The 26,514-nt window shown below is 39.6% G+C and carries 23 protein-coding genes; 11 read left to right on the top strand and 12 right to left on the bottom strand.

All coding sequences use genetic code 11. From position 1 onward, the window contains the following. Positions 1 to 30: 30 nt before the first annotated feature. The 4 genes from AWN68_RS01665 (at position 31) to AWN68_RS01650 (ending at position 8,271) form a co-directional block, all read left to right on the top strand. A complete protein-coding gene (locus AWN68_RS01665; protein ID WP_172796019.1) occupies positions 31 to 2,232 on the top strand; it encodes a heavy metal translocating P-type ATPase in 2,202 nt (733 codons plus the stop codon). Between the two features lie 71 nt (positions 2,233 to 2,303). Further along, positions 2,304 to 3,581 (top strand): M23 family metallopeptidase, encoded by a 1,278-nt coding sequence (locus AWN68_RS01660; RefSeq protein ID WP_084362719.1) that lies wholly within the window; start codon positions 2,304 to 2,306, stop codon positions 3,579 to 3,581. A 47-nt stretch (positions 3,582 to 3,628) separates the two neighbouring features. Then, a complete protein-coding gene (locus AWN68_RS01655) occupies positions 3,629 to 5,959 on the top strand; it encodes a patatin-like phospholipase family protein (protein WP_068410525.1) in 2,331 nt (776 codons plus the stop codon). A gap of 56 nt (positions 5,960 to 6,015) precedes the next feature. Continuing rightward, a complete protein-coding gene (locus tag AWN68_RS01650) occupies positions 6,016 to 8,271 on the top strand; it encodes an OmpA family protein (protein ID WP_157716027.1) in 2,256 nt (751 codons plus the stop codon). A gap of 8 nt (positions 8,272 to 8,279) precedes the next feature. On the opposite strand, the gene AWN68_RS01645 is transcribed toward AWN68_RS01650, so the two are convergent. Further along, positions 8,280 to 9,140: a hypothetical protein gene (locus AWN68_RS01645; protein ID WP_068410519.1), complete on the bottom strand. Its 861-nt coding sequence runs from the start codon at positions 9,138 to 9,140 to the stop codon at positions 8,280 to 8,282. Positions 9,141 to 9,353: 213 nt separating this feature from the next. On the opposite strand from AWN68_RS01645, the gene AWN68_RS01640 reads away from it, so the two are divergent. From AWN68_RS01640 to AWN68_RS01630, 3 genes are all read left to right on the top strand, one after another. After that, positions 9,354 to 9,890: a PepSY domain-containing protein gene (locus AWN68_RS01640; protein ID WP_068410517.1), complete on the top strand. Its 537-nt coding sequence runs from the start codon at positions 9,354 to 9,356 to the stop codon at positions 9,888 to 9,890. Positions 9,891 to 9,981: 91 nt separating this feature from the next. Next, positions 9,982 to 13,047, top strand: coding sequence for an AsmA family protein (locus tag AWN68_RS01635; RefSeq protein WP_068410514.1), 3,066 nt, complete (start codon positions 9,982 to 9,984; stop codon positions 13,045 to 13,047). A gap of 163 nt (positions 13,048 to 13,210) precedes the next feature. Further along, the gene (locus AWN68_RS01630) at positions 13,211 to 13,432 is read left to right on the top strand and encodes a hypothetical protein (RefSeq protein ID WP_068410511.1); all 222 of its coding nucleotides are present in this window, start codon (positions 13,211 to 13,213) and stop codon (positions 13,430 to 13,432) included. Here AWN68_RS01630 and AWN68_RS01625 read toward each other — a convergent pair. The 4 genes from AWN68_RS01625 to AWN68_RS01610 are packed head-to-tail and all read right to left on the bottom strand — an operon-like array spanning position 13,429 to position 17,294. Beyond that, positions 13,429 to 13,830 carry a VOC family protein gene (locus AWN68_RS01625; RefSeq protein ID WP_317038910.1) on the bottom strand — a complete coding sequence of 134 codons (402 nt, stop codon included), beginning with the start codon at positions 13,828 to 13,830 and terminating at the stop codon, positions 13,429 to 13,431. The genes AWN68_RS01630 and AWN68_RS01625 overlap by 4 nt on opposite strands. Before the next feature lie 5 nt (positions 13,831 to 13,835). Then, a complete protein-coding gene (gene purE / locus AWN68_RS01620; protein ID WP_068410508.1) occupies positions 13,836 to 14,342 on the bottom strand; it encodes a 5-(carboxyamino)imidazole ribonucleotide mutase in 507 nt (168 codons plus the stop codon). Then, on the bottom strand, positions 14,339 to 15,478 hold the full coding sequence (locus tag AWN68_RS01615; RefSeq protein ID WP_068410505.1) for a 5-(carboxyamino)imidazole ribonucleotide synthase: 1,140 nt from the start codon (positions 15,476 to 15,478) through the stop codon (positions 14,339 to 14,341). The genes purE and AWN68_RS01615 overlap by 4 nt, the downstream gene beginning before the upstream one ends. Before the next feature lie 28 nt (positions 15,479 to 15,506). After that, positions 15,507 to 17,294, bottom strand: a complete 1,788-nt coding sequence (locus AWN68_RS01610) for a MutS-related protein (RefSeq protein ID WP_172796018.1) — start codon at positions 17,292 to 17,294, stop codon at positions 15,507 to 15,509. Between the two features lie 205 nt (positions 17,295 to 17,499). Here AWN68_RS01610 and AWN68_RS01605 point away from each other — a divergent pair, with 205 nt between their 5' ends. The 3 genes from AWN68_RS01605 to AWN68_RS01595 are packed head-to-tail and all read left to right on the top strand — an operon-like array spanning position 17,500 to position 20,593. After that, the gene (locus tag AWN68_RS01605) at positions 17,500 to 18,072 is read left to right on the top strand and encodes an RNA polymerase sigma-70 factor (protein ID WP_068410500.1); all 573 of its coding nucleotides are present in this window, start codon (positions 17,500 to 17,502) and stop codon (positions 18,070 to 18,072) included. A gap of 47 nt (positions 18,073 to 18,119) precedes the next feature. Continuing rightward, positions 18,120 to 19,100 carry a FecR family protein gene (locus AWN68_RS01600; RefSeq protein ID WP_068410496.1) on the top strand — a complete coding sequence of 327 codons (981 nt, stop codon included), beginning with the start codon at positions 18,120 to 18,122 and terminating at the stop codon, positions 19,098 to 19,100. An 8-nt stretch (positions 19,101 to 19,108) separates the two neighbouring features. Further along, positions 19,109 to 20,593: a carboxypeptidase-like regulatory domain-containing protein gene (locus tag AWN68_RS01595; protein WP_068410493.1), complete on the top strand. Its 1,485-nt coding sequence runs from the start codon at positions 19,109 to 19,111 to the stop codon at positions 20,591 to 20,593. Positions 20,594 to 20,622: 29 nt separating this feature from the next. On the opposite strand, the gene feoB is transcribed toward AWN68_RS01595, so the two are convergent. The 3 genes from feoB to AWN68_RS01580 all read right to left on the bottom strand — a co-directional run bounded on the left by feoB (position 20,623) and on the right by AWN68_RS01580 (position 24,419). Then, entirely contained in the window at positions 20,623 to 22,737 is a 2,115-nt protein-coding gene (feoB, locus tag AWN68_RS01590; RefSeq protein ID WP_068410490.1) for a ferrous iron transport protein B, read from the bottom strand. Between the two features lie 3 nt (positions 22,738 to 22,740). Continuing rightward, entirely contained in the window at positions 22,741 to 22,962 is a 222-nt protein-coding gene (locus AWN68_RS01585; protein WP_317038909.1) for a FeoA family protein, read from the bottom strand. 116 nt (positions 22,963 to 23,078) lie between these two features. Further along, a complete protein-coding gene (locus AWN68_RS01580) occupies positions 23,079 to 24,419 on the bottom strand; it encodes an HTTM domain-containing protein (protein WP_068410487.1) in 1,341 nt (446 codons plus the stop codon). Between the two features lie 55 nt (positions 24,420 to 24,474). On the opposite strand from AWN68_RS01580, the gene AWN68_RS18930 reads away from it, so the two are divergent. Further along, entirely contained in the window at positions 24,475 to 24,639 is a 165-nt protein-coding gene (locus AWN68_RS18930; protein WP_157716026.1) for a hypothetical protein, read from the top strand. An 8-nt stretch (positions 24,640 to 24,647) separates the two neighbouring features. On the opposite strand, the gene rsmI is transcribed toward AWN68_RS18930, so the two are convergent. Genes rsmI through AWN68_RS01560 form a run of 4 tightly spaced genes read right to left on the bottom strand, consistent with a single transcriptional unit; the run spans position 24,648 to position 26,510 of the window. Then, positions 24,648 to 25,322 carry a 16S rRNA (cytidine(1402)-2'-O)-methyltransferase gene (gene rsmI, locus AWN68_RS01575; RefSeq protein WP_068410486.1) on the bottom strand — a complete coding sequence of 225 codons (675 nt, stop codon included), beginning with the start codon at positions 25,320 to 25,322 and terminating at the stop codon, positions 24,648 to 24,650. A gap of 4 nt (positions 25,323 to 25,326) precedes the next feature. After that, positions 25,327 to 25,557 carry a 4a-hydroxytetrahydrobiopterin dehydratase gene (locus AWN68_RS01570; RefSeq protein ID WP_068410483.1) on the bottom strand — a complete coding sequence of 77 codons (231 nt, stop codon included), beginning with the start codon at positions 25,555 to 25,557 and terminating at the stop codon, positions 25,327 to 25,329. A 3-nt stretch (positions 25,558 to 25,560) separates the two neighbouring features. Continuing rightward, entirely contained in the window at positions 25,561 to 26,244 is a 684-nt protein-coding gene (locus AWN68_RS01565) for a class I SAM-dependent methyltransferase (protein ID WP_157716025.1), read from the bottom strand. Between the two features lie 2 nt (positions 26,245 to 26,246). Continuing rightward, positions 26,247 to 26,510 (bottom strand): DUF493 family protein, encoded by a 264-nt coding sequence (locus AWN68_RS01560; RefSeq protein WP_068410477.1) that lies wholly within the window; start codon positions 26,508 to 26,510, stop codon positions 26,247 to 26,249. Positions 26,511 to 26,514: the final 4 nt, after the last annotated feature.

Here is a 26,514-nt window from a genome sequence, read left to right as displayed (position 1 = left end):
TAGTGTTGACTGAACGCAATGAAAGAAGCCATGATTAAAGATACATACCCAGTTGAAGGAATGCACTGTGCGGGCTGTGCTTCCACCGTTGAAAAAACCCTTAAGAACAGCAAAGGCGTACAAGAAGCTTCTGTAAACTATGCCACCAATACGGTGACCTTAGTATACAATGATTCTGAGGTGGATTTTAAGCTGCTTCAGAAATACGTAAAGGGAGCGGGCTATACGCTCCAAGCCAAAAAGGACAAGGCCTCTGTAGATGCTTCGCGCGAAGAAGGTTTAATAAAAACGCAACGATCATTGGCGCTAGCCATCTCCCTTGGTGTTGTGGTCATGGTGCTCTCCATGTTTGTGGGCGATTTTCCTTATAAGAACTGGGTATTACTCGGCTTCTCATTTCCCGTAGTGTTTATCTCTGGCTGGAGATTTTTTACGAGCGCATTTTCACAGATCAAGCGAGGAGCAGTGAATATGGATACGCTCATTGCTTTTGGAACAGGCTCAGCTTTTCTATTCAGCATGTTCAATACCATTTTCCCAGAAGTGATCATGAATCAAGGCTTGCAGGTGCATGTATACTATGAGTCAGCCGCAGTGATTATCGCCTTTATCCTTCTTGGAAAATATTTGGAAGAAAAGGCCAAGTTTTCCACTTCAAAAGCCATCGAAAAGCTTTATGAGCTTCAGGTTAAAAAAGTAATTAGGATTGAAGACGGTGAGCAAAATGAAATTCTATTTGAGAAAGTTCAGCTAAACGATATTCTATTAGTAAAGGCTGGAGAGAAAATTCCAGTGGATGGAAAAATTATTTTTGGGCGAGCAAGTTTAGACGAAGCCATGATTTCGGGTGAATCTCTATTCGTAGAAAAATCGGAAGGCGATGAAGTAAAAGCAGGAACTATCAATATTGATGGCAGCCTGCAGGTTAAAACCGAGAAATTGGGCGAGGATACCGTTTTAGGTAAAATCATTCAGATGATTACAGAAGCCCAAGGCTCCAAAGCACCAGCCCAACAGTTGGCTGATAAAATTGCTGGTATTTTTGTACCCATCGTGCTTGGTTTAGCCGCACTTACTTTTGTGATCTGGTATTTTGTCGGGCCCGACCCAGCCCTTACCTATGCTTTTGTAAATACCTTTTCTGTATTAATTATCGCATGTCCTTGTGCATTGGGTTTGGCAACACCCATGGCCATTATGGTTGGAATTGGTAAGGGGGCTAAAAACGGAATTCTGGTTAAAGATGCCGTTGCTTTAGAAAATGCATCGAAAGTGACCAAGCTGTTTGTAGATAAAACAGGAACAATATCAGAAGGAAAACTCTCGGTTACTGATTTCAAAACCTTCTTTAAGGAAGACAATAACCTTGAGCTCTTAAGCGTGCTCAGTGGAATGGAGGCTGCCTCTAATCACCCAATTGCAGGAGCGGTTACGGATTACCTAGACGAGAATTATTCTCTTTTCCCTGTGCAAATCAAAGAGCTGAAAACCATTGCAGGTGTAGGTTTAGCCACCACGCTAGACCAGCATGATTATAAAATTGTAGGAAAGAGCGGGTTGAAAGAACTCACTCTATCAGACGAGGTTGATGATTTGATTAAGAGCCACGACAAGGAAGGCCGAACCCAAGTGTTCTTTATTCGGGACGAAAAGGTGTTGGCGGTAATTGCACTGAAAGATACCGTCCGTAAATCATCTGCAGCCTTAGTGGCACAATTGCAAAAGCGTGGAATAGAGATCGAAATGCTTTCTGGCGACAACGAACAGATTTGCGCTAATGTGGCCCGAGAAACAGGAATCAAGAAGTTCCAGGCCAGTCTTATGCCGGATGACAAACACGCGATTGTAAAACAGGCCAAAGCAGACGGTCATATCGTAGCTTTTGCTGGAGATGGCATTAACGATGCGCCCTCAATGGCCGAAGCCGACTTAGGAATTGCTATGAGCACTGGAGCAGATGTAGCCTTAGAAAGTGCGTCCGTCACTTTACTCAATGGAGATATTTCTAAACTGTATCAACTTATTCTGCTTTCTGAAAAAACCACAAAAACCATGAAGCAGAATTTGTTTTGGGCTTTTGCCTACAATGTAGTGGCCATTCCATTGGCAGCTGGAGTACTTTTCCCGGTCAATGGCTTTCTCCTAAATCCTATGATTGCAGGAGCGGCCATGGCATTTTCGTCTGTTTCTGTTGTGCTCAACAGCCTCAGGTTAAGGAGCTCAAAAATATAGCCGAAAAAAAAGGTTTACAAAAGGGACACATTTTTAGTACTTTGCCGTTGAAAGGTAAAAACTAACGAATAATGAAAAGAAACTTAGGACTTGCCAGTGTAGTAGGTTTAGTTGTTGTGGTAGTTCTATACTTCTATTTTAGCAGAGAAAGTACTCCCTATATTGAGGAGGAAATACCAATGAATGAAGCGGCCATTATTGCCGAGCCACTTTATAAGTTTGGAATCCCCGTAGATCAGTATCAGGTACTTGAAGGAAAGATTAAGCGCAATCAGACAATTGCAGACATTCTTCTCCCCTTTAACATCAGCAATCAAGATATTTTCAGCATTGACCGTCTGTCCAAAGACGTTTTCAGTGTACGTAATTTTATTCCAAATCGTGACTACACCCTTTTTTACACAGAAGACTCTCTGAAGCGAGCCGCTTATTTTGTTTATGAGCCTAGCCCTTTAGAGTATGTGGTTTATCAATTGAAGGATTCTATTTCCATCTACAAGGAAGAAAGAGAGGTTGAAATAATTGAAACAACCATGTCTGGAAGAATTACCGTGTCACTTGATCATTCCATTCGAGAGAAAGGGGGTTCAGCCGCTTTGGTAAGTGCTGTGGCCGATGTTTTCGGTTGGCAGATAGACATGCGTTCTTTGCAAGTAGGAGATTGGTTTAAAATAATTTATGAAGAAAGACAAGTCAATGGTGAGTCAATAGGTGTTGGAAAAGTATTGGGCGCAGAGTTCAATCATATTCGAAATAGCTATATGGCCTATGTCTACGATCAAGGAGATGGTCTCGATTATTATGATGACTTGGGAGAGAGCCTTCAACGAGCCTTTTTGAGGTATCCAGTTGAATTTTCTAGAATTTCTTCACGCTATAGTAAAAGTCGTCTTCACCCAGTATTGAATACAAGAAGAGCTCATTTGGGAACCGACTTTGCTGCCGACAAAGGAACTCCAATTAAAGCAGCAGCTGACGGGGTAATTATTGCACGAGGCTTTACTGGAGGAAACGGGAATTATGTGAAAATTAGACATAACGGAACCTATACCACAGGCTATCTACACATGTCGAAGTTTGGAAATTACAAGAATGGTCAAAAAGTCAAAAAAGGAGATATCATAGGCTATGTTGGAAGTACGGGCTTGGCCACAGGAAATCACCTTTGCTTCAGGTTTTGGAAAAGGGGTGAGCAAGTTGATTTCTTGAGAGAAGATTTGCCAGCTGAAAAACCACTTTCACCTGAGCATATAGTAAAGTTTGAAGCCATGAAAGAATTAATGGATAAAAAACTAAACGATATACCCATGGAGTGGGTTAAAGATGTTATAACTGCTAGTAGTAGATAAGCGAAATTGAATCTATATTTTTAAGCAGGCTAATCCCTGCTTTTTTTATGCCAATTAAAACAGTGAACAAGTCTCTGATCATTACATTATTGCTGTGTAGTTCCTTTATCATCCATGCACAAAAAGTAGGCTTGGTGTTAAGTGGAGGAGCAGCAAAAGGCATTGCTCATATTGGCGTGATGAAAGCGCTTGAAGAAAACAATATTCCCATAGATTATGTGGTGGGGACTTCAATGGGGGCTGTGGTTGGTTCTTTATACGCAGCGGGCTTTAGCCCAGAAGAAATTGAGACAATTGTAACCAACCCGAACTTTGAAGATTGGATTAATGGAAAATCTTCAGAACGCTATCAATACAATTATACGAAGTCACAAGACGATGCTTCATGGATCACGGTAGACTTACTTTTCGACAAGGATTTTCAAGCATCCATTAGTACACCACTGGCCAATGATATCATTATCAATTTTCTTTTGAATGAGTATTTAGGTCAGGCAGCACAGGCCGCTAATTATAACTTCAACAAACTTTTTGTTCCTTTTAAAGCGGTGGCTGCTGATATTTTTTCTGAAGAGGTAGTAAGATTAGACACGGGCTCATTGATGCAGGCCACACGTTCTTCTATGGCTGTACCGTTTTTTTACCGACCAATCAAGTTTCAGAATCAGTATATATTCGATGGCGGTGTTTACGATAATTTTCCTGTGGATATTATGAAGGAAGACTTTAAGCCTGAAGTAACTATTGGTTCGAATGTGGCGACTAAAAAGGCAGAGTCTTACCCCTTTGATGCTGATGAAGAGATCTTGACCGATGCCCTCCTTTTTCTCTTCCTGAATAAAACGGACCCTAGCCAGTTGGACAGTACTGATATCTATCTAGAGCCCGACATGAAGCCTTTCACGGCCCTGTCTTTCGATAGAGTACCTGAGCTTATTAAAGCGGGGTATGATGTCACGATGAGTCAAATGGAGAGTATTAAGCAGAAGATTTCTAGGAGGGTTGCAAAGGACGAAGTGGAATTGGATCGAGCTGAATTCCGAGATCAATTTATAGATTACAAATTTGGAGCAATTAAGCTTTTTGGTTTTATGCCCAAACAGGAGTTATTGATCAATTCCCTCGTTTCGTTCAAGGATGGGCCGTTAAGCTTGTTGGAAATTAGACAAGCTTATTTCAAGTTAGTTTCCGAAGCCTACTTTAGAAATATATACCTGAATTTCGACTTTGATTCTGATAATGGCTATTATGTATTGGAATTCTATTTGAAGCCTACAGCCAGAAATGGGCTTTCGGTTGATTTTGGAGGTAACCTTTCTACCAGAAGTGTAAGCACCCTTCACTTCGGGTTAACGCTAAATTCATTCAACCGTTATCTGAATTCGTATAAACTAAAAATTTCTACTGGAAAATTTTATGAATCCGTTTATCTGGGCACCCGTTTCAATCTTAACCCACGGACAAGGTTGTTTGTAGAGCCTTCTTTTTTACTTAATCAATGGGATTACCTTAATACTGATGATTTTTTTAATGAAAAGGCAAGTCCAACTATTCTAAATCGAATTGATAGAAAGTTTGGGGCGACTGTCGGCTTAGGCTCTGGCCAACGTAGCGTATTTACTACTGAAGCGGCTTATATAAGAAACTCAGATAACTTTAGCAATCTCTCAAATATATCAGTGGAGGAGAGTTTAGATTACACAAGATTTGAGGCTTTCAAGGGTAAGCTGAGTTACGAGAGGAACAGCTTAAACGCGAAGCAATTCGCCACTTCAGGAGTTAGGTTCTATACCTCGGCCAACGCTTTGTTGGGTCAGCTTTCATATACACCAGGCAGTACTTCAGTTTTATACAGGCCCAATGAAATAACCACCTATACGGAGTCTAAAAATTGGCTTTCACTGGAATTGTACTTTGAAGAGTACAAGAAAATTTCTGAGAACTATAGGTTTGGGTGGAAATTTGAGTCGGTATATAGCAATCAACCGAATTTTATAAACTACCAGTCGAGTTTGATTTATGCTACTCAGTTTAACCCAATGTTCGATTCAGAAACCTATTTTTTGCCCAATTATAGGGCATATAGCTATGTTGGTGCTGGAATGGTTCATTCTGTGCGTTTGGCCAATAGTTTGTTTTTAAGAGGTGAAATTTATGGTTTCAGTGCTTATAATCGACCTCAGCAAATGGCGGGACAGAGAGCCCAAGATAAAAGGGGGTTTGAGGATGTACGCTTTTTAGGAATGGCAGGGTTGATTTATAATTCGGTTTTAGGACCGCTCACTTTTCGTGTGAATTATTTAGAGAACCCTACTTCCAGTTTAGGGTTGTCGCTCTCATTCGGGTATATGATCTTCAACCAAAGATCAATTGAATAGGAAAAAGGGTATTTGCTATACCTAAATATTTATTTACTTGTTATAATTGGCTATTATTGAAACTCTATAACATACGTGTTTTCACTTCTATGAGAATTGTCCTTTGTGCGCTTCTTTGGGTGTTCTGCTTTCCTGCGGCCTATTCCCAAACCACAGTTCAGTGGGCTTCGCGTGTAATTGACTATTCTTCTGAAATTTCTCAGCTTCAGGGTTCTGCCAAGCAGTTGCTAGGTAAGCCCGATGCATTACCTGCAGGAGGAGAGAGCCCTAGTGCTTGGGCACCCTTCAATCCCAATACCGTTGAATTTGTTAAGGTACAATTCAGTTTGGAAATGCCTATCGAACAAATTGCAATAGGTGAGACATTCAATCCAGGAGCCATTAGGGAAGTGATTCTTTATGATGATGATAACAAGGAGCATTCAGTATTTAAACAATCCCCAGGGCCAATTGATGAGCCTCATAGGATGTTCAGAATTTTTTTGGACAAGACCCCTTACAATGTAAAAGCAATCAAAATAGTAATTGACGGAAGAGCGGTGGATGGCTTTTCGGCCATTGACTGTATTGGTGTTTCTAATTCACAAGAACCGATTGAGGCAAAGGTTAACCTATTGCCTGATATCAACACTAAGCTGGAGGTCAAAAGATTGAATGATTTGGTAAATAGTCCATATAGGGAAATAAAACCCTTATTGACTAAAGACAATAAAACAATGTATTTCAGTAGAAGAGGACATCCTGGAAATGTGGGGGGAGAAGATGACATGGAAGACATATGGTATTCTGACTTTGATTCAACGACTTTAGACTGGGGGTTGGCCAATAACATTGGTGATGTACTTAATAATCCTGATCCGAATTTTATAAGCTCATTTCTACAAGAAAGTGAGGAGCTGATTATCCTGGGCAATAAATATTTGCCTGGCGGAATGAAGTATGGTATTTCGAAAAGTGAGAGGATATCCAAAAAGGAATGGACTAAGCCCGAAAATCTTAAGATTTTCAACGATGTTAATGTTCACAGAAATGTAAACTTTTGGCTTACTCCAGATAGCGAAATACTTCTTATTTCTGAAGAAGGGAAGAAAACAGAAGGAGGCAGAGATCTATATGTAAGTTTTTTGCAGAGGGATGGTCTATGGACGGAGCCTTTACATATGGGGCCTGTAATTAACTCTGCTGGTGAAGAAGAAGGGCAATTTTTAATGCCAGATAAAAAGACAATGTTTTTCACCTCTGAAGGGCATAGTGGATACGGCAAGAAGGATATTTATGTCACCAGACGCTTAGATAACTCATGGACAAGTTGGACTGAGCCGGAAAACTTGGGGCCAGTTATTAATACAGAAGAGGACGATATGTTCCTTTTCATTCCGCAAAATGGATCGCTTGCCTATTTCTGTAGAGAAGTAGATGGCAACGACCTTGATATTTTTTCTATGACGCTCCCTTTGGTAACACGTCAATTGAGACTAGTGACCTTGTGCGGAGCAATTAAGGATCCCGAAACAGGAGACCCTTTGGATGCAGAAGTAGTGTTCTCTAGGTTAAGAGATGGAGTGGAAGTTGGCCGAGTAAGAACCGATGCCGCTGGAAATTATTGCACGGAACTACCAGCGGATGAAATTTACACTTACAGAGCCGAAATACCTGGTTTTATTCCAGTTGGAGCTACGGTTGACTTATTGGATATCTCTGAAGTCAATGTGTTCGCAGTGACACTAGATAAATTGGACCTTGATAGTGCAGACTTGGCTACCGGTGAACCTATTAGCATTCCTGCAAATATTATGAAGGCAGTGGCCATTGATCTTGCTTTACCTCAAATTAAGAGAGACACTTTTGAGCTATTAAATGCCCAGCGAAGAGAATTGGATGAAGCACCAACCCAGTCTAATGCTTTGGTAAGTGATATTCAGAGACCAATCATAAACATAAATGCACAAGTGGTGAAAGCCGCTCCTGGAGCTTCCTTTATTATTAGAAACGTATTTTTTGATTTTGATAAGGATTTGCTCAAACCCAGGTCTTGGACAGAAATTAGGAACCTTGCTAAATTTATGAACGACTACCCTACCGCCATTGTAGAGTTGGCTGGCCATACCGATAATTATGGCAGCCCCGAGTATAACATTGACTTATCTAGAAGAAGGGTGGAGGCCGTTCGGAAAGCACTTGCAGGCTTAGGAATTAAAGAAGATCGACTTAAGTTTGTTTGGTATGGAGAAAGTGTTCCATTGGCCACCAATAGAACCGACATGGGTAGAGCCCTCAACCGAAGAGTTGAGTTCACCATTATAGGTATGTAAAGAGAAAACTATTTGGTTTGACTAATCTTATTCCCACGAACGTGGGAAATGTAATTGTTCAAGGCATCTTGTTTTACCTCTTGGGTTAATCCTTCGCTATAAAGAATTTGGTTTACTATTAATTGCATAAGCTGTTTTATTCTCACTGAAGGGTACAAATCGTGAGCCTCTTCAGTGTATTCCAACGCAATAATCAGTTCAGAGTTCTTAAAACTTTCAAAGGCCTTATTATAATACTGCAGTCCAGCTAACTCTTTCAAGCCAATTCGATTGTTGATAAAGGATGTTTGCTCTCTACTCTTTAATGAAGCTACGGCCGTCATTGACTGGTTCACAACCAACCGATCGCTATAGCCGTTCAGCGCTTTTTCTATCTCTTTTTTGTTTGCTATAAAACCTCTAGACCCCAAGGTTGATTCAAAAATGAATTTTGAGTTATCCTTCTCTACCAATAAATAAACATGATCGGAAAGCTCCATTGCTGTAAAGTCAAAACCGAAATGTGAGAGAAGAAGGGAGTATAGGATTGTGCCTGACAGACAGCCGTAATTGCCGTTAAGTAAGGTTTCAGAAAAATCAGAGTACAGGCTGTATCTGCGAAGATTTTTTCTATTGGTTTTAAGAAAGATCTTACGCAAGAAGGCGTCATCATCGTTTTCTTTTTTTCTCATAGACTCAAGATTATCAATGAGTTGAGCAAGGTTCTGATGTGCTTCTATTCGCTGCTCTTCCTCGACATCGGCCAGAAATATATCAGCTTTGCTAAACGTTTCTTGAAGTGAATTATTTTGTGTAGGGCTTTGAGCATATAGGTTAAAATGGAGAAACCCCACTATTATGATTAACCATATGTCTCTGCTTTTATTCATTGCCTATGTACAAAGTTACTATTTTATAACACATCTGTTAACATTAAGTTAACATTGAGGTAACATAATAACAAATTACGTAACATACAATTTATGTTCATGTAGTTTTGGTCAGTCATTTTTTCACCTTAATTAAAGCTTTGTTCATATAATTACGGTTGTGCGTTCCACTTAAATTCCACTTATTCGCGCTTTCAGCAAACTCATTGATTTATGGCCAAGGCTCCTGTTAAGCTTGTAAAAAGCATAAGATCATATCGTCAAATTCACAAGACCCTTGGTTTGTTCATCGTGACTTTTCTGATTATAAGTTCGGTGACGGGTCTAATCTTGGGTTGGAAAAAGAATATTGATATCCTACAACCTCCAACTCGGGAAGGTGAAAATTTGAATATGTCGGATTGGCATTCTGTTCAACGCTTGGCAGATGTTTCGCTTCTAGCAGTGGACAGTTTGGGTCTGAATGCTTCTAATTTTGATCGAATTGAATATCGACCAACCAAAGGAATCGCCAAAGTGATCTTCGATACTGGAAGTTGGGAAGTTCAAGTAGATGCCCAAACACTAGAGGTTTATTCCGTAGCCAAGCGAAATTCCGACTGGATAGAGCAGATTCATGATGGGAGTATAATTTCAGAACTGTTCAAACTTATTTCTATGAACGTTTTGGGTCTTGGCCTCTTAATTCTTTCCATATCAGGTATTTGGTTGTGGTATGGCCCTAGGAAGATTAGGAAGCTCAAATCTTAAACCTTCAAGATTATTTAATTTCAATTTTTATAACATCAAGGCTTCTTCCTAGTTTATTCTATACTTTTGTATTATTAAAAACTAAAGTTTTATGAAGCGCTTTTTTAAAATTGTTCTCGGAGTATTTCTATTTGTCTTTTTACTGCTGTTGCTTATCCCCATCTTTTTCAAAGATAAAATCAGGGATAAAATTGTTTCCGAGTTTGACAAGAATACTGAAGCTACCTTATACTTCGACATTGATAAATTTGGGCTTTCGCTCATTAAAAATTTCCCGGACTTTACGGTGAGCCTTGGCGACTTTGGCATAATTGGGAAGGGTGTTTTTGAAGGAGATACGTTGGCCAACGTAAAGAACCTTGAAGCTCAAATCAATTTGAAAGAAGTACTTTTTGGTGATGCAATTACTATTAAGGGAGTGAGCCTAGAGTCTCCTGATATTACCATCATTGTTCTAGAAGATGGGACAGCCAATTATGATATAATGAAGGTTGTGGAAGGTGCTGATGAGGTAGATACAACTGAATCAGAAGGCTCTTTAAGCTTTGGAATAAAAAGTTTTTCCGTCTCAAATGGTGATTTTATTTACTTCGATCAATCTTCACAAGTATTTACGCAACTCAACGGAATAAATATTTTTGGAAAGGGTGATTTTGCCGAGGATATTTTCGATTTGGTTTCTGAAGGAAAGGTTGATGCAGCAACATTTGCTTATGATGGGACAGAATATGTAACCAATAAATCAGTAACAATGGACTTGGTGATGAGCATGGACCTGCCTAACATGAAGTTTACATTTAAAGAAAACGAATTTCTGATTAACGAATTTCCTTTAGCCGCCAATGGCTCGTTTACGATGTTCGATGATTCCTATGGTATGGATCTTTCGTTTAGCTCTCCTTCATCAGAATTCAAAAAAATATTTTCACTTATTCCCGGAGCCTATACAGAGAGCTTCGATGATGTGAAAGCAACGGGTAATGTTTCATTTAGCGGAATGGTGAAGGGTAAATATTCAGATACAGAAATGCCTGCATTTAGCCTTAACCTTAATATTGACGATGCATCTGTTCAATACCCTGGTTTACCAGAGGCAATCAATAATATTCAAGTTGCCTTGAATGTGGACAATTCGAATGGAGTAATTGAGAACACAGTTATTGACCTGAAGAAAATGCACATCGACTTTGGGAAGAATCCTTTTGATGCACGATTAAAAGTGGCAAACCTAAAGGACTACCCTATTGATGCCGATATCAAGGGTACGTTGAACCTGAAAGATTTAAATAGCATGTTGCCTATTGAAGGGCTTGTTCTAGACGGAATAATGACCTTAAATGCAAAAGCAAATGGCAAGTACGATAGTCTACAGTCCATGATTCCTATATTAGACATTACCATGAACCTCAAAGATGGTAAAATACAGTCTACTGAATTCCCAATTCCATTGGAACAAATCAATGTAGTGGCTGAAGTGCTAAACCCAACGGGTAAAATAAAGGATACCAAAATCAATGTTTCCAACATGGATTTTATGATGGATGGACAGCCTTTTCAGGCAAAGTTGATGCTTCAAAACCCAGATAATTTTGAATGGGATGCTACAGCAAAAGGAACCATTGACCTTGATAAAATTTTTAAGATTTACCCGATGGAAGGCGTTCAGGCTTCTGGAATTATTATGGCTGACTTGAGCTCAAAAGGCCGAATGAGCGATATAGAAAATGAGCGATACCAAAACTTAGATACTAAAGGAGTGTTGAAAGTGACCAACCTTGTGTATGCTGATGAAGCCATGGGAAAAACTTTTAAAATCTCTTCTGCAAACACTTCTTTTGATAAAAGCAGTATTAACCTAAATGAATTAAGTGGCTCGGCTGGCGAAACGAACTTTAGTGCTACTGGTAAAATTGAAAACTACCTAGGCTTTGCTTTAAATGATGGAAAGCTGAAGGGGAATTTAAATGCTACGGCTGACGTGCTGAACGTAAACGAATGGATGACCGAATCTGAAGAAGAGGTTGACGATGAAACAGGAGAGCCTATGCAGGTCGTTAGAATTCCTGAGAATGTGGAGTTCAACATGAATGCTTCTGTAAATAAGGTAATGTACAATAAGCTTGAGCTTAAAGAGGTAAAAAGTGGTTTAGTTGTAAAGGATGGTAAAGTAGCCTTGGAAAATGCCAACATGAAAACCCTCAATGGCACTGTTGGTTTACAAGGTTCTTACGACAGTAAACCAGAAAAACCACTTTTTGCCTTTGGGTTTAAAGTAAAAGAGATTTCAATTCCTCAATCATTTCAGAGTATTGAGATGATTCAAAAATTAGCACCAATTGCCGAGAAGATGCAAGGCCTTTTGTCAACAGATTTTGCAATGGCTGGAGCGTTGGGTGCAGACATGATGCCTGATTATAGCACCTTATCTGGTAGTGGAGTATTGCAGTTATTACAAGCCAGTTTAGATCAAGATTCCAAAATAGTGACAGGTCTAACTTCGTTAACTAAACTTCAAAAAATTTCTACTTCAACTTTAGATAAAGTAAAAATGTCGGCTGAAATTAAGGATGGCCGCCTTTTCGTGAAGCCTTTTGATGTGAAGCTTGGTGATTATAAAACCACCATCGCGGGAAGTACTGGAATAGATGGTTCAATCGATTATACCTTAGGAATGGATGTTCAAGCAGGACAAATTGGAGCTCAACTAAATAGTTTAGTTTCTCAAGTTACGGGTAGCTCAGCAGTTTCTAGTAGCACAGTGAGACTAAATATTGGTATGAGTGGAACATACGCCAAACCTGAATTCGGACTTAGAAGTGTGGGCAGTGGTGACGGTACTGACGTCAAAAGTGCAGTAACGGCTTCAGTAAAAGCTAAAGTAGAGGAAAAGAAAGAAGAGGTGAAGCAAGAAGTTCAGGCAAAAGTTGATCAAGCGAAAGACTCAGCAAACCTAGTCTTGGATGTGAAGAAAACAGAACTTAAGTCTAAAGCTGATTCATTATTGAAGTCCCAAACTGATAGTGCTGCACTTAAGCTTGCTGGTAAATTAGGGGTTAAAAAGGATACTACTGACCAAAAGCTTGAAGAAGCAAAGAAGAAAGCCGAAGGTGTATTGAAAGGCTTACTGAAAAAGAAAAAAGGCGGAGGCGGCAACTAGAAATAATTTTTGAAGCCAACTGTAACATTTTACTTAATTAAGTCATCTTATCAATAAGTCGCTTGAAATGCAGGCGACTTATTGTTTTAGATACATAAATTTAATAATCTGATAAACAGCTGATTAAGTTACGTGTGTCGTAATTGATTAAAATTGCATTCAAATGAAAGCACAGCCCCACATCGACTTAGGCACTGGATATGTTCAGGTTTCTAGGTTACCATTTGATCAAGTTTTCAAGCTTCGCGAGTGGTTACCACAAACGAGTTTTGTTAGACTCAATTTGGCGGATCAGGTTTTAGAGGATTGTATTCAGTATTCAGAATATGAATATTGGTTCGATTTCCAATATTCTGGGACTCATGAATTGGAGTACGAGATTTAATTATCCCAAAGTTCGTTCGGAACAATTTCAAGAACGTTCCCATCTGGGTCTTCAAAATAGAGCGAGTATATACGCTCACGCCAATGGTGCTCACAGGTAATGGGAATGCCCAGATTCATCAGTTTCTTCTTCCAATCTTCGTATTCTTTCAGAGGAATTCCAAAAGCCATATGTTGTTTGCCTTTGGCAAAATGAGGCGGTAAAGTTTCTTCTATTTTACTCACTTCGGGCAGAAAGCAAAGTAACATACAGTTACCTACTTTAAAAAATATATGTCTCCCATCGACTTTGGCGGCAACCGATAACCCAAGTTTAGTATGGTAAAAATTTTCTGTCCGATTTAGGTCAGAAATATAAAGGCTGGTTTCTTTTATATGGGATAAGTGCAAATCAGCCATCTGGCTTATTTTTTCCAGCCTTTAGATGTTAATTCTTCTACACTGTCTTCTACCTTCTTGCGCATTTCGGTTTTGTAGAACTTCAAGTTTTCAGCTACCTTTTCGTTAAAAGTACCCACGATTTGAGCGGCCAAAATACCCGCGTTTTTTGCGCCATCTAAGGCTACGGTAGCGACTGGCACACCGCCTGGCATTTGTAAAATGGAAAGTACCGAATCCCAACCATCAATGGAGTTACTCGATTTAACAGGCACTCCAATTACAGGTAAAGTAGTTAAGGACGCCACCATACCCGGCAAATGCGCTGCACCACCAGCGCCAGCAATGATTACCTTAAGTCCTTTGTTAATGGCTTGCTCAGCATAGTCTACCATTCTATGTGGTGTGCGGTGCGCAGAAACTATGGTTACCTCGAAAGGGACACCCAATTCTTCTAAAACAGAAGCCGCATCAGACATTACACGTAAATCTGACTGACTACCCATGATGATTCCTACCAATGCTTTGCTCATGCTTTTATCTTTAATTCTGCTTTTACGAAATTAACTTTTTCCTTCAAACCCTCTATGTTGCTTGCGGTAATTGTAGCGTGCCCCATTTTACGGTGCGGCTTGGTAATTCTTTTGCCATAAAGGTGTACATGTATGCCTTCTTGGCCGAGTACATTTTCCATTCCTTCATATTTGGCGGGCCCTTCGAAGCCATCTTCGCCCAAAAGGTTAACCATTGCGGCTGGTTGAACAATTTTAGTGCTGCCCAAAGGCAAATTTAAAATGGCTCTTAAATGCTGTTCAAACTGAGAGGTTTCGTTGCCTTCAATGGTTTGATGACCACTGTTATGCGTTCTTGGCGCTACTTCGTTCACCAATATTTCACCTTCTTTTGTCAAGAACATTTCAATGGCCAATAAACCGACCATATTCAATTTAGTGATTAGCGTTTTGGCAATTTCTTGTGCTTTAATTTCTACGCTAGTGCTCACGATTGCGGGCGAAAACAGGTATTCTACAAGATTCAACTCAGGGTGAAAAACCATTTCAACTGTTGGGAAACAGGTGACCTCACCCTTTTCATTTCTGGCAGCAATTACAGCTATTTCTTTCTCGAAAGGAATGAGCTTTTCAACAAAACCCGGGGCATCAAAAGCTTTGCTGAAGGCCTCTTCGGTGCGAATGACTTGCACTCCACGTCCATCATAACCACCAGTAGCCAGTTTGTTTACAAAAGGAAGAAAGTCTTTATGTTTTGCCACATCAGCGTTGGATTGGGTTTCAATAAAGTCGGCTGTGGGTATTCCGTTTTCCTTATAAAACCTTTTCTGAAGTGTCTTATTTTGAATCAGTTCAATTACCTCAGGCTGTGGAAACACCTTTTTACCTTCCTTAACCAATTGCTTTAGAGCCTCGGTATTTACGTTTTCAATTTCAATGGTAATTACATCTTTGTCTTTGCCAAAGTTGTAAACTGTATCAAAGTCTGTGAGTTTTCCGTGTGTAAACGAGGCCGCAATTTCTTTAGAAGGCGCGTTTGCATCGGGGTCTAATACGTGCACATTAAAGTTGAAATCTATGGCCGACTGAATCATCATTCGACCCAGTTGACCTCCTCCTAAAACTCCTATTTTGAAATTAGAATCGAATACCGACATGCTTGTTTTTAATGGAATGCGGGCAAATTTAGTCAATAATTTCTATTCCCATTTTTTGCATCAGCTTAGTTGCGTTAAAGCTTTTGCAAAGGCCTGGGGTGAGCGTATAATCGAAGATGATATCATCATTCTCAATCACGCTATTGAAACTGTAGTTTTTAATCCCGTTTAGTTCTGTAGTTATTTTGCCTAGCGTCAGGTCGTGTGTGGAAACAAAGCCGAAAGCGTATGATTTATTCAATTGCCTGATCAAGGCAATGGCGCCCGTATGCCTGTCTTCTGAATTGGTTCCTTTCAACACCTCGTCTATCATAAATAGTGTAGGAATTTCTGTATTGATTGAGCCCAAAAGCTGCTTCAATCTTTTCAATTCAGCATAAAAAGAAGAAACGCTTTCTTCCAAATCATCCTGCGTACGCATGCTGGTAAACACCTGAAGTTTAGAGATATTCATGGATTCGGCACAAACTGGAGCTCCCATAAGCGCCATAATCGAATTTACCCCCACTGTTCTTAAGAATGTACTTTTTCCACTCATGTTCGATCCTGTGATCAAGCAGATTCCGCCTTTTCCTGAAAAGTCAAAATCATTGCTCACTCTCTTTTTAGCATTGAGCATTGGGTGGCCCATTTGAGTTGCTTTAATTATGAAAGGATCCGTTTCTATGGTTGGGAAAATAGCCGTTGGATTTGAAAAGTAGAATGCACCAAGGCTATTCACGGCTTCAATTTCTCCAATGGCTTCAAACCATGACTGTATATCTTCCTTGGTCTTTTGCCTCCATTTTTCAGCCTGTATCAACCAATATACATCTAGGATAAAAAGCATATTGAATATCTGGTACATCATGTTAGCACGGTTGTGCAGATTATCCAAAATAGACTGAAGTTGGTTGATGACTACAGAAGCGTCTTTACCATCTGTTTGAAGTTTCCCTTTCAAATCTTTCATCAAAGGTGATGTCAGTTCTTGCTTTTCAATCCAAGCTATTTGAGACTCATATGCCTTTAATATTTTATTACTGAAAACGGTTTTCTGAAATACATCGCCTGCGTATTTAAAAACAGTAGCCAAAACCCCAATATTAATGAACACGGCCAGAATGGGAAGTCCAATTGGAGACACTCCAATAGAAGCAAGCACAATGCATGTAAGTGTAAATAATGGAAAAAGGAAAATGGCTAATTTGTAAAATGTTTTTGTCAACAGAACATTGGGCTCTTTTATCCAAGAAAGTAGCGGTTCAATATTGGCCTTTTCTTCATTGAACGCTCTTCCGCTTGCCTGAATGTTTTGCCTCCAATCAATCAAAGGAGCGACTTCTTTTGATGCTTCTTGCCTCTTTAGAATTTCCTCCTTATCGGCAGGTGTACTCAACCATTTCGCCATGGTCTCTCTGCCAAAGGCGGTTGAAGCTCTATTGATTAACTGAAAAATAGAATGCCTACCAAAGACGTCAAGATCAATATGGTATTCATGTAGTGGATTGATGAACTCCGCTCCATCATCTAAAGTGGAAAGCTTCATTTCTAGTCTCTGCAACTCTTCTTCATTTACCTTAAGTAAGGCTTCTGTAAAGTCGAGTTGTTTCTTTACCGCAACGTGTTTTTTGAGCAAGTAGAAAAAGAGCAGAATAAAACCAATGGCTGTTGCGGTTATTCCTTCTGTTATTTTTGCGTTTGCAAAAAGTGTAATTAAGATGATTGCTACAAAAAATAAAGAGACCCTAAGCCATGCGAGTGAAAGGGACCTTTTTTTTTGGTCATTAAGGCTATGTTCAAATTGCTCTGCCCTTTCTTTAAAAAGTTTTTCCATTCTGTTAATAAGAGATTTAAGTGCGGCTCTGGATAAGATGAAGGGCATAAAAAACCATTCTTACCATTAAGGCGTATTTATGTTCAAACATAGACACCACAATTTACACTTCTATCAAAAATGTCAATTAATTAGTATGAGAACACGTAAATTCATTGGAATATGTTTTTTCTTTTTATCTTCAAAGCTGCTGAAATCCTAAAGAGTGTCGTTAAACGAAAATCAACTTCTTGCTGCATTTGCCAAAGGCGATAGACGTGCTTTTGAGCATTTATTCAAAGAGCATTATAATGGCGCTTGCCGATATGTTTTCAGAATACTTCGTGATGAAGATACTTGTGAAGAAATTGTGCAGAGCACTTTCGTAAACCTTTGGGAAAAGCGAGAGATGATTAGAGAAGACATTAATTTTAAATCATACCTATTTAGAGCTGCTTACAATACTGCCCTTAATTACATTAAGCATGAAAAGGTGGTCAATAAGTATGTGAACAATAAGCAAGATTCTATTGAAATCAGCATGCAAAGCTATGTCAGTCATCAGCCTGATTTTGAGTTACAAAAACGAATTGAAGACGCACTTGATAGCTTACCTCCCCAATGTCAGAAGGTTTTTAGAATGAGTAGGGAAGAGGGCCTCAAGTATCATGAAATTGCGGAGGAATTGCGTATATCTAAAAAGACGGTTGAAGTGCATATGGGTAAGGCACTTAAGATATTAAGAAACCAATTACAGGATTATTTAGTTTTTTTTCTGCCTTTGGTGGTTTTGTTGTAGGGGAATAAATTGTCAGGGTTGTTACATTAACTGACAGAAAGAAGGAAATGATGGAAGAGTTAATGGCCAAATATTTGGCCAATGAACTAAATACTAGCGAAAGAGCCGATTTTGAATTCCAAATGATTCAGGATGAAGAGCTTAGGCTCGAATTAGAGTCTTATGCTAATGTGCTTGATTTAACGAGCAATGAGAATGATAAAATTTTCGATGCAGATTTCGCTTGGAATAGAGTGAACGAACGCACAAAAGAGACTAAGGTTGTAAAAATCCAAAGGACTAATTTTAGCTTTTTAAAGATTGCAGCTTCCCTATTGGTATTGTCGGTTGCTGGATATTTTATTTATAATTCGACAAAGGCTAAGGACTTTGAGGGTACGGAGTTAACCTCAGTGGCTAATGGGATAAAAGAATTTACATTGCCTGATGGATCGTTAGTGAAACTAAACGCGAATGCTAAACTCACCCTATCCAAACATTTTGGAGATAGCAATCGTAACGTGATTTTAAAGGGAGAGGCAAATTTTGACGTTGTTCGCAATGAAGATCTGCCTTTCGTAATTGAGGCAGGAAACAGTACAGTAAAGGTTTTAGGTACTAGTTTTAATTTAGCCACTGAGGCTGAAGATGGTGTAGAACTTGATGTTACTGAAGGCTTGGTTGAATTTTCTTCAACAATTACTGGAGCAAAGGAGCATGTTGCCAAAGGGCAAAGTGCGAAACTGGATAAATCAGGAAAGATTATTCAAAAGAATGAAATGAAGGATACCAACTTTAGTGGTTGGTGGACAAGAAAACTGGAATATGATGCCACGCCTCTAAGTGAAGTATTTAAAGACTTAGAAGACACCTATTGGGTAAAAATTAATTATAATGAAGCCATTGGCGCTTGTACGCTAACCTCCACATTTCAAGGGACTTCAATAGAAGATGTAATCAAGACCATTGTGGCTACTTTTACAGAGGTAAAGCTAGTCTCCTTTAAAGAAAATGAAATAAAATTAGACGGAAAGCCCTGCGATCATTAAATTGGTCCATGCTCAGGGGATTTCTGGTTTCCATCTACGTATTTTGGTGTATTAACGTACAAGCCCAAGAGAGGTCTAATTCAGTTTTAGACTTTGAATACGTTGTTGAATTTGATAACGTAACGCTAAGTGCTGCTTTGCGCCAATTGAATCGTCAGACGCAAATCAATTTTTCATACAATACTATGATCATTCCGAAAATGGATAAATTTTCGGTTAAATATGATGGTGTCTCACTGCGAGCGATCCTAGAAGATATATTATCCAAAGCTTATCTTTATTATAGAGAGGTTAACGGCACGATCGTGATTCTCAAGCAACCTTCCACCGATAGGACAATTAAGGGGCAAGTGCTGGATGCCGAGACCCAAACACCTCTTCCTTATGCCAATGTGTTCATTGATAATAGCACCTTTGGAGTGGCTACAAATCGTGAAGGCTATTTTGAAATTAAGAATATCCCTTATATCGCGTTCAATCTTGTTGTGTCTTACGTTGGATATGAGCCCAAGACTATTCCTTTCAATTATAAACAGCCACTAGAGAACAACACTTTTATAATTGAAATGAATGTTGAAGAAGTGGCCTTAGAGCCAGTTGAAGTTTCGGCCAACAAGACTAGAAAGCAACGTAAAAGTGACCGGAGACTTCTCAAAAGGTTTGAAGAGGATTTTTTAGGAAGAGATAGCAACGCTAAAGATTGTAGGATTGTCAACCCAGAAGTGCTGGATTTCTTTGTGCTCGATTCTCTAAATAACTATGAAGTAACAGCCAATGATAAGCTATATATTGAGAATTATGCCCTAGGTTATCAGGTAAGTTACATTCTGGAAGAATTCACTTTTATTAATGGCACTAAGACATACATTGGCAAGGCACAGTTTACGGAACTTGAACCCAAGTCGCGAAAGCAGAATGCAAGATGGGAAGAGGCCAGGGGAAAGGCATATTATGGGTCTGTTAACCATTTTTTGAATTCCTTGATCGAAAGTAGAGTTGCGGAGGAAGGTTTTTCAGTGAATACAGTTCAATTCGATTCGGTTACTTCAGAATACAGTACTCCACTGAACCCTGCCAAATTATCTGAAATTATAAGGCTTGAGCCATCTGATAAGGACCTAGAGTACAAATTGCTAGGCTCTTCTGACATAGAAATAACGTATACAAAGGGTTTTGAAGACGAAGAGTACAAGAAACTCTTTAGAAGTAAGTCCAAAAGTGGAAACTATAAATACACCGATCAGAAATCTAGATCTACAATCTCCTTGAGTAATGACCAGAGCCTTACCAGCTATCAGGTGGTGGGTATGGACATCAGTGATGTTCCATTGTTTCAAAAGTCCGTAATCCTTTTTCAAGAAAAACAACCACTGATTGCTTTCCCTGGTTATTTCAGCAGTAAGCGAGCAGCCCTATATTTGGGCTGGTGGACATGGGGAGGCTTTTCTGTAAAGCTACCTCTAAACTTTAGGCCAAAGGAGCAAGAGCAATAGACTTCATGTTTATTGGCCGTAAGATCATTCTAGGAGAAAATATTATAAGTGATAAGGGCTGAAATATAGGCCACTGCGGTCATATAAATGGTTTGAATTATTGGCCATTTCCACCCTTTAGTTTCTCTGTATACAATGGCTAAAGTGCTCATGCATTGCATCGCAAAAGCATAGAATACCATGAGTGAAAAAGCTACAGCGGGGGTATACATGGCTTCACCTGTTTCAGGGTTTTTTTCCTGACTCAACCTTTCCCTGATGGTTACTTCATCATCATCACTGGCGCCAATACTGTATATGGTGGACATGGTGCCCACAAAAACCTCTCGTGCCGCGAAGGAAGTAATCAGTGCGATTCCTATTTTCCAGTCATAACCGAGTGGGCGAATTGCCGGCTCTATAATTTTACCGAATGATCCTGCAACAGAGTATTCGAGCTTATAAGAGCTTAATGCTATTTCATATTCTTCTTCGGATGCATTTGCACCAATGTTTTGCCTAACGTTCGCTTCCGCATTTCGGAAATTATCGTTGAAACCATAGGAGGCCAACACCCACAATACAATAGATATAGCAATGATTATTTTACCCGCTTCAAATACAAAGGTTTTCGACTTATCATAAATGGTGAGCCCAATATTCTTCCAGCTTGGGATTTTATAGCCTGGCAACTCCATGATGAAGTAAGACTTTTGACCACTCTTTAAAATGAGCTTCATTACATAAGCCGAACCAATAGCAGCTAAAAAGCCGAGAAGATATAAGGCTTGAAGGACCAAGCCCTGAAGGTTGAAAATGCCTAGTACTTGCTGTTCTGGTACTACCAAACCAATTAAAATAGCATAAACCGGTAACCTCGCAGAGCAACTCATAAATGGGGTTACAAAAATCGTAATGAGTCTGTCTTTCCAGCTTTCAATGTTTCTGGTGGCCATTATGGCTGGAATGGCACAGGCCATTCCACTGATCAGTGGCACTACTGATTTTCCATTGAGGCCAACTTTTCTCATCAGTTTATCCATCAGGAAAACCGCTCTGGACATGTAGCCGCTCTCTTCTAAAAGAGCGATAAAGGCAAATAGAATAGCGATTTGAGGTATAAATACGAAAACACCAGCAAGTCCGGCAAGCACACCATCGGTGAGTAAATCAGAAAGGATTCCTTCAGGAAGGACATCTTTCACCCAGCCACTAAATTCTGCTATCGATCCTTCAATAAGGTTCATAGGTGCTTCTGCCCAAGCGAAAATAGCTTGAAATATGAGCATGAGTACCGTAAAGAAAATAAGATATCCAAAAACAGGGTGAGTAACCACCTTGTCTATTTTCTGGCTTACGGATTTCTTTAACGGGTCTTGTGAGTTCTTTACATTTCTATCTACGATATCAGAAATGAGCTGGTACCTACCCAAGGTCTCTTGAGACTGAGTTGGTACATCATAAAAACCATTTTCGGTCTTTATTTTGGCTATTTTCTCTTTTTCCTCCTCAGTCAAAAAATTCAAACGCACAGATTGTTGCGCGTATTGATAGGCGCGGTAATTTTCAGTGAGGTCAAACTCTTCTTTGATAACATCTATGGTTTTGGGCGCTAAATCATAGATATCATAGAATGGGCGCTTACTCTTGATCAAAGGCTGAGTTAGGGCTTCTTTTAAAGCCGCTACTCCGTGGCCAGAATGAGAATTAGTCGGAATGATTTTTATTCCTAAGTCAATGGAAAGGCCTCTTAAGTCAATGTTGAGCTTCTTAAGCTGGGCAACATCCATCATGTTGAGTACCAAAACCAACGGAATACCTAAATCCCTTATCTGAGTAAAAAGGAGTAGGTTTCTTTTAAGGTTAGAAGCATCGGTTACTACAATTACCTTATCAGGGTATTGTGGATGTTCAGGGTCAAGCAGAATGTCTTGAACGATCTGTTCATCCAATGTTTTGGGGTAGACACTATAAGTGCCAGGAAGGTCAATAATTTCGGCAGTGCTGCCATCTGGTAGTTTTGAGAACCCAGATTTCTTATCTACAGTTACTCCAGGGAAGTTCCCTGTTTTTTGATTGAGCCCAGTAAGTAAGTTAAAAAGTGTTGTTTTTCCAGAGTTAGGATTTCCAACAAGCGCAATTTTAATTCTGTCCGCTTTTGCCATGTCTTAATCTTCAATCATAATACAAGCCGCTTCATCCTTTCTAAGCGAGAGGCAATAACCCGAAACGCCAATAGCAATGGGGTCGCCAAAAGGAGCGATAAGATCTACAGAAACTTCCGTTCCGGGCAGGCAGCCCATTTCAATAAGTTTTACTGAAAGAGAATCATCTTTAAACCCTTTTATGATCCCTCTTTCGTTTTTCTTTAACTCTGCTAGACTTTTCACGGCTCTATGCTTATTTAGATTAAATATAAACAACCGCAATTTACTAGAGTCAATGCTCATAACAAAATACTCGTGCCAATTAGGTTGATCTATTTTAAGAGGGGTGAAAGAAGCCGTTATTTGGGACTCAATATCCAGGTAGAATGCCTGAAAGATTGCCATTTCATTCGGGTAAGATCTATTTCAGGATCAATAATAGCATGTCGGGTACTTCCATTGAGAGAGACACTGGTATTGGCGTAAACTTCTACGTCTGCTATTCCTTCTTTTTTATAGTGCTTTTCCATCCAACGGGCCATTTGCCAGATCATATCGGGTTTTGAGGCCGCTGCTGCGACTTGTTTGGCTGTAAAGAAATCCATTGGGTCTACACGCCATGTGTTATCAGTTTTTGGGTCTTTTAATTTAAAATCCAAATTGCCATACTTTACCCGTAACATCATTCGCCACGAAAGGCGGTGACCTTCTTCCGTCCAAGACACATCGCCTTTATATAGGTGATGTCGTAGTGGTAGATAGACTTGAAAGCCGAAGTAAATGGCGAAAACTATGGCTAATGCTAGCCTACCGGCTTTGAGCTCCGTTTGCTTATTATTAGAAAGTCCTATCAAAGTCTTTTTAGGGAAGAAGGCCTTTCTGATGGTTTCGGGATTGAAGAATAACACCGTCAGGCCAATCATCATGAAAGGGAAAATACCAATCTGAAAAACCACGGCATTGAAAACGTGGAAGACTATTGAAGTGATGAAGGCGATGACTCTTGTTTTCTTCCAAAGCAAGAAGTAGACAATGAGTAAATCAAAGAAGATTCCGCCATAAATAACCAGATTTTGCAGCCACTGTTTTTGCAAAAGATCACCTATTAACCAATACCCATTTTTTGAGCTCAGAGCCACTTGGATAAAGTGACCTTCAACCCAGCCTGGGTAAATTTTGTTCAGTGCGGCAAATGTAAAGACAATCCAGAGCTGTATAATGAAGATGGTAATACACCACCTTGGGCAGGTCATACTTACGACTGAGCTCCATCTTTTTGCATCGAATGAGGCGTAGGCATGGGCAGGAACGCAAAGCATGAAAAGGCAAAGAAGAATAAGCAGGTAGTAATGATTATTGTAATGCGATTTTTGCATCCAATAGACCAGTGTCCAAAGTATGGTGAAGATGCTGAGGCTAAGCCTATAACGATAACCTACCATAACACATAAACCACAAATGGCCATTAAAGCGAAATATGCATACATTCCGCTACCCGGAAGTGGTTGGAGCCACTCTAAACCTATGAGGGTGAATGTAAACATAGGCTCAATTAGGGCTTGTTTAACCCAGCCAGTAAGTATGGCACCAAAGGTTTCAGCGAAAATCAGAAAGCCGAAAATTATTCGAAATAATATGAGTGGAGAATTGTCCACTGGATCGAATTGCTTTTGAATGATTCTGGAAAAGAAATTCAACATATTTCTAATCTATACAATTTTGGAATTTTAAACAGGAGGATTCGGTTATAAAATTATGAAAGAAAAAAAGGTTCGGGCTTCAAAGAAAGAAAAAATGGGGGCTAAAAAAGACCCAAAACTTGATGAAATGGAGTTGAGAGACACCGAAAAGGGAGATTTTGATTTTGGAGGAATTCCGAAGGATGCTCCTTTTAAAAGAAATATTGGTTGCGGTGGTTAATTGACTATTTAAATCTTTCCTTCTACCAAAACCACAAATTCACCTTTCACGCCCTTGGTTGTGAAATGGTCAATCAGTTCGGATAAAGTACCTCGAACGGTTTCTTCAAACATCTTTGAAATTTCTCTCGACACCGAGGCTTTTCTATCTCCCAAATGTTCTTTCAATTGCTCTAAGCATTTAATCAGTCTGTGAGGCGATTCATAAAGGATGATGGTTCGCTCTTCTTCAGCCAGCTTTATCAGTCTCGTCTGACGTCCTTTTTTATGTGGAAGAAAGCCCTCAAAGACAAAACGATCAGACGGTAGCCCAGAGTTGACCAAAGCAGGCACAAAGGCTGTGGCGCCCGGCAAACAGTTGACTTCGAGGCCAGCCTTTAACAATTCTCTCACCAGTAGAAATCCAGGGTCCGAAATTGAAGGTGTACCAGCATCAGAGATGAGTGCAAACTTTTCGCCTGCCTCCATTCTACTGATTAGTTTTTCGACCGTTTTGTGTTCGTTGAAAATATGATAACTCTGGAGTGGCTTGGTAATATTATGATGCTTTAATAGCTTGCCCGAAGTACGCGTGTCTTCCGCCAAAATAACATCCACTTCACTCAGTATTCTCAAAGCTCTTAAAGTGATGTCTTCAAGATTTCCAATGGGAGTGGGGACGAGGAATAGAGAAGTCTCAGACATCAGGTTAGATTAATAGGTCAATTTTACTGGCCAGTTTACGGTCCTTGTCTGTAATAGTGTTGCCAGCATCATGGGTGGTCAATTCAATTGTCACTGTATTATATACATTTGACCAATTGGGATGGTGGTTCATTTTTTCGGCACAGATGGCAACTTTCGTCATAAAACCAAAGGCTTCTACAAAATCGGTAAACTCGAATTTTCGAACGAGCTTATTGTCTTTTTCTTCCCACATATCTTAGTTTTTAGCTGTAATAATGTATTGATATTGTAGACTCCTATTGTCAGTCTCCGTATTTGAGAAACCTGCTTTTTTCAAAGATTGTTCTAATGTTTTGCTCGAAACCTTGGCTTCATCTGAGGGCCCCACTGGAATGTCGCCCGTTTTGAAATCGATAATAAGCAAAGTTCCGCCTTTCTTCATTCCCTTTTTGAGTCGGCTTAAATATTGATCCTTATTGGGGATATAGGCATAGGTATTTACAATCAATACAACGTCCACCTCATTGTCAAGTAAATTAGGCACATCGGCTGGGGTCAGTCGTGTATCAATATTATCTGCCCACTTGCCTACAATTGACTTCTGATTTTCTATGTATTCCAGTGAATTAGGGTCGATATCCATAGCGATTACCTTCTTCGCTTTTCTGGCGATTTTGAATGTAAAATATCCAGATCCGGCTCCAACATCGGCTACGGTCTTATTGGTTAAATCTCCTAATAGGTTAATTACAAACTCCGGATTTTGCCATTCCGTTCTACCTTCGTCTTCTTGTAATTCAAGTGATTCCTGATGCTCGCTTAAAACTTCGGGCACTAGTTCTTCATGTTGTATTGGTGGAGAGTCTACACCTCGTTCTTTAGGTTTAGAAGAACAAGACCAGAGTAAAAGGATGAGCAATATGTAGGGTAATGACCTCAAAGTTATAGGGCTATGATTCCTTCAATTTTTGCTGCTTCGAGATAGGTATTAATGATGGCATCGCTAGAAGGCATCATGACTTGAGCTGTAATACTTACATATTTTCCCTTGCTAGAGGCCTTGGTTTTTACATCATGGCCGGGGAAAAGCTTTTTTACTTCATCTTGCTTCTCGTCTTCCACGATAAATTTGAACATGTATAAAGCTGGAAAGTTAAGGGTGTTCTCTAGTTTTTCCTTAAAATTCTCTGAAGTGAATTTTTGCATCACG

The sequence above is a fragment of the Roseivirga echinicomitans genome, assembly GCF_001592935.1.
Taxonomy (GTDB): domain Bacteria; phylum Bacteroidota; class Bacteroidia; order Cytophagales; family Cyclobacteriaceae; genus Roseivirga; species Roseivirga echinicomitans.
This window is presented reverse-complemented; position numbering and strand designations above follow the sequence as displayed.

Excerpts from the sequence above, each read along its gene's own strand:
- AWN68_RS01665 (WP_172796019.1), top strand. The coding sequence starts at position 31 with ATGATTAAAGATACATACCCAGTTGAAGGAATGCACTGTGCGGGCTGT.
- AWN68_RS01660 (WP_084362719.1), top strand. The coding sequence starts at position 2,304 with ATGAAAAGAAACTTAGGACTTGCCAGTGTAGTAGGTTTAGTTGTTGTG.
- AWN68_RS01655 (WP_068410525.1), top strand. The coding sequence starts at position 3,629 with ATGCCAATTAAAACAGTGAACAAGTCTCTGATCATTACATTATTGCTG.
- AWN68_RS01645 (WP_068410519.1), bottom strand. The coding sequence starts at position 9,140 with ATGAATAAAAGCAGAGACATATGGTTAATCATAATAGTGGGGTTTCTC.
- AWN68_RS01640 (WP_068410517.1), top strand. The coding sequence starts at position 9,354 with ATGGCCAAGGCTCCTGTTAAGCTTGTAAAAAGCATAAGATCATATCGT.
- AWN68_RS01635 (WP_068410514.1), top strand. The coding sequence starts at position 9,982 with ATGAAGCGCTTTTTTAAAATTGTTCTCGGAGTATTTCTATTTGTCTTT.
- AWN68_RS01630 (WP_068410511.1), top strand. The coding sequence starts at position 13,211 with ATGAAAGCACAGCCCCACATCGACTTAGGCACTGGATATGTTCAGGTT.
- AWN68_RS01625 (WP_317038910.1), bottom strand. The coding sequence starts at position 13,830 with ATGGCTGATTTGCACTTATCCCATATAAAAGAAACCAGCCTTTATATT.
- purE (WP_068410508.1), bottom strand. The coding sequence starts at position 14,342 with ATGAGCAAAGCATTGGTAGGAATCATCATGGGTAGTCAGTCAGATTTA.
- AWN68_RS01615 (WP_068410505.1), bottom strand. The coding sequence starts at position 15,478 with ATGTCGGTATTCGATTCTAATTTCAAAATAGGAGTTTTAGGAGGAGGT.
- AWN68_RS01610 (WP_172796018.1), bottom strand. The coding sequence starts at position 17,294 with ATGGAAAAACTTTTTAAAGAAAGGGCAGAGCAATTTGAACATAGCCTT.
- AWN68_RS01600 (WP_068410496.1), top strand. The coding sequence starts at position 18,120 with ATGATGGAAGAGTTAATGGCCAAATATTTGGCCAATGAACTAAATACT.
- AWN68_RS01595 (WP_068410493.1), top strand. The coding sequence starts at position 19,109 with ATGCTCAGGGGATTTCTGGTTTCCATCTACGTATTTTGGTGTATTAAC.
- feoB (WP_068410490.1), bottom strand. The coding sequence starts at position 22,737 with ATGGCAAAAGCGGACAGAATTAAAATTGCGCTTGTTGGAAATCCTAAC.
- AWN68_RS01580 (WP_068410487.1), bottom strand. The coding sequence starts at position 24,419 with ATGTTGAATTTCTTTTCCAGAATCATTCAAAAGCAATTCGATCCAGTG.
- AWN68_RS18930 (WP_157716026.1), top strand. The coding sequence starts at position 24,475 with ATGAAAGAAAAAAAGGTTCGGGCTTCAAAGAAAGAAAAAATGGGGGCT.
- rsmI (WP_068410486.1), bottom strand. The coding sequence starts at position 25,322 with ATGTCTGAGACTTCTCTATTCCTCGTCCCCACTCCCATTGGAAATCTT.
- AWN68_RS01570 (WP_068410483.1), bottom strand. The coding sequence starts at position 25,557 with ATGTGGGAAGAAAAAGACAATAAGCTCGTTCGAAAATTCGAGTTTACC.
- AWN68_RS01560 (WP_068410477.1), bottom strand. The coding sequence starts at position 26,510 with ATGCAAAAATTCACTTCAGAGAATTTTAAGGAAAAACTAGAGAACACC.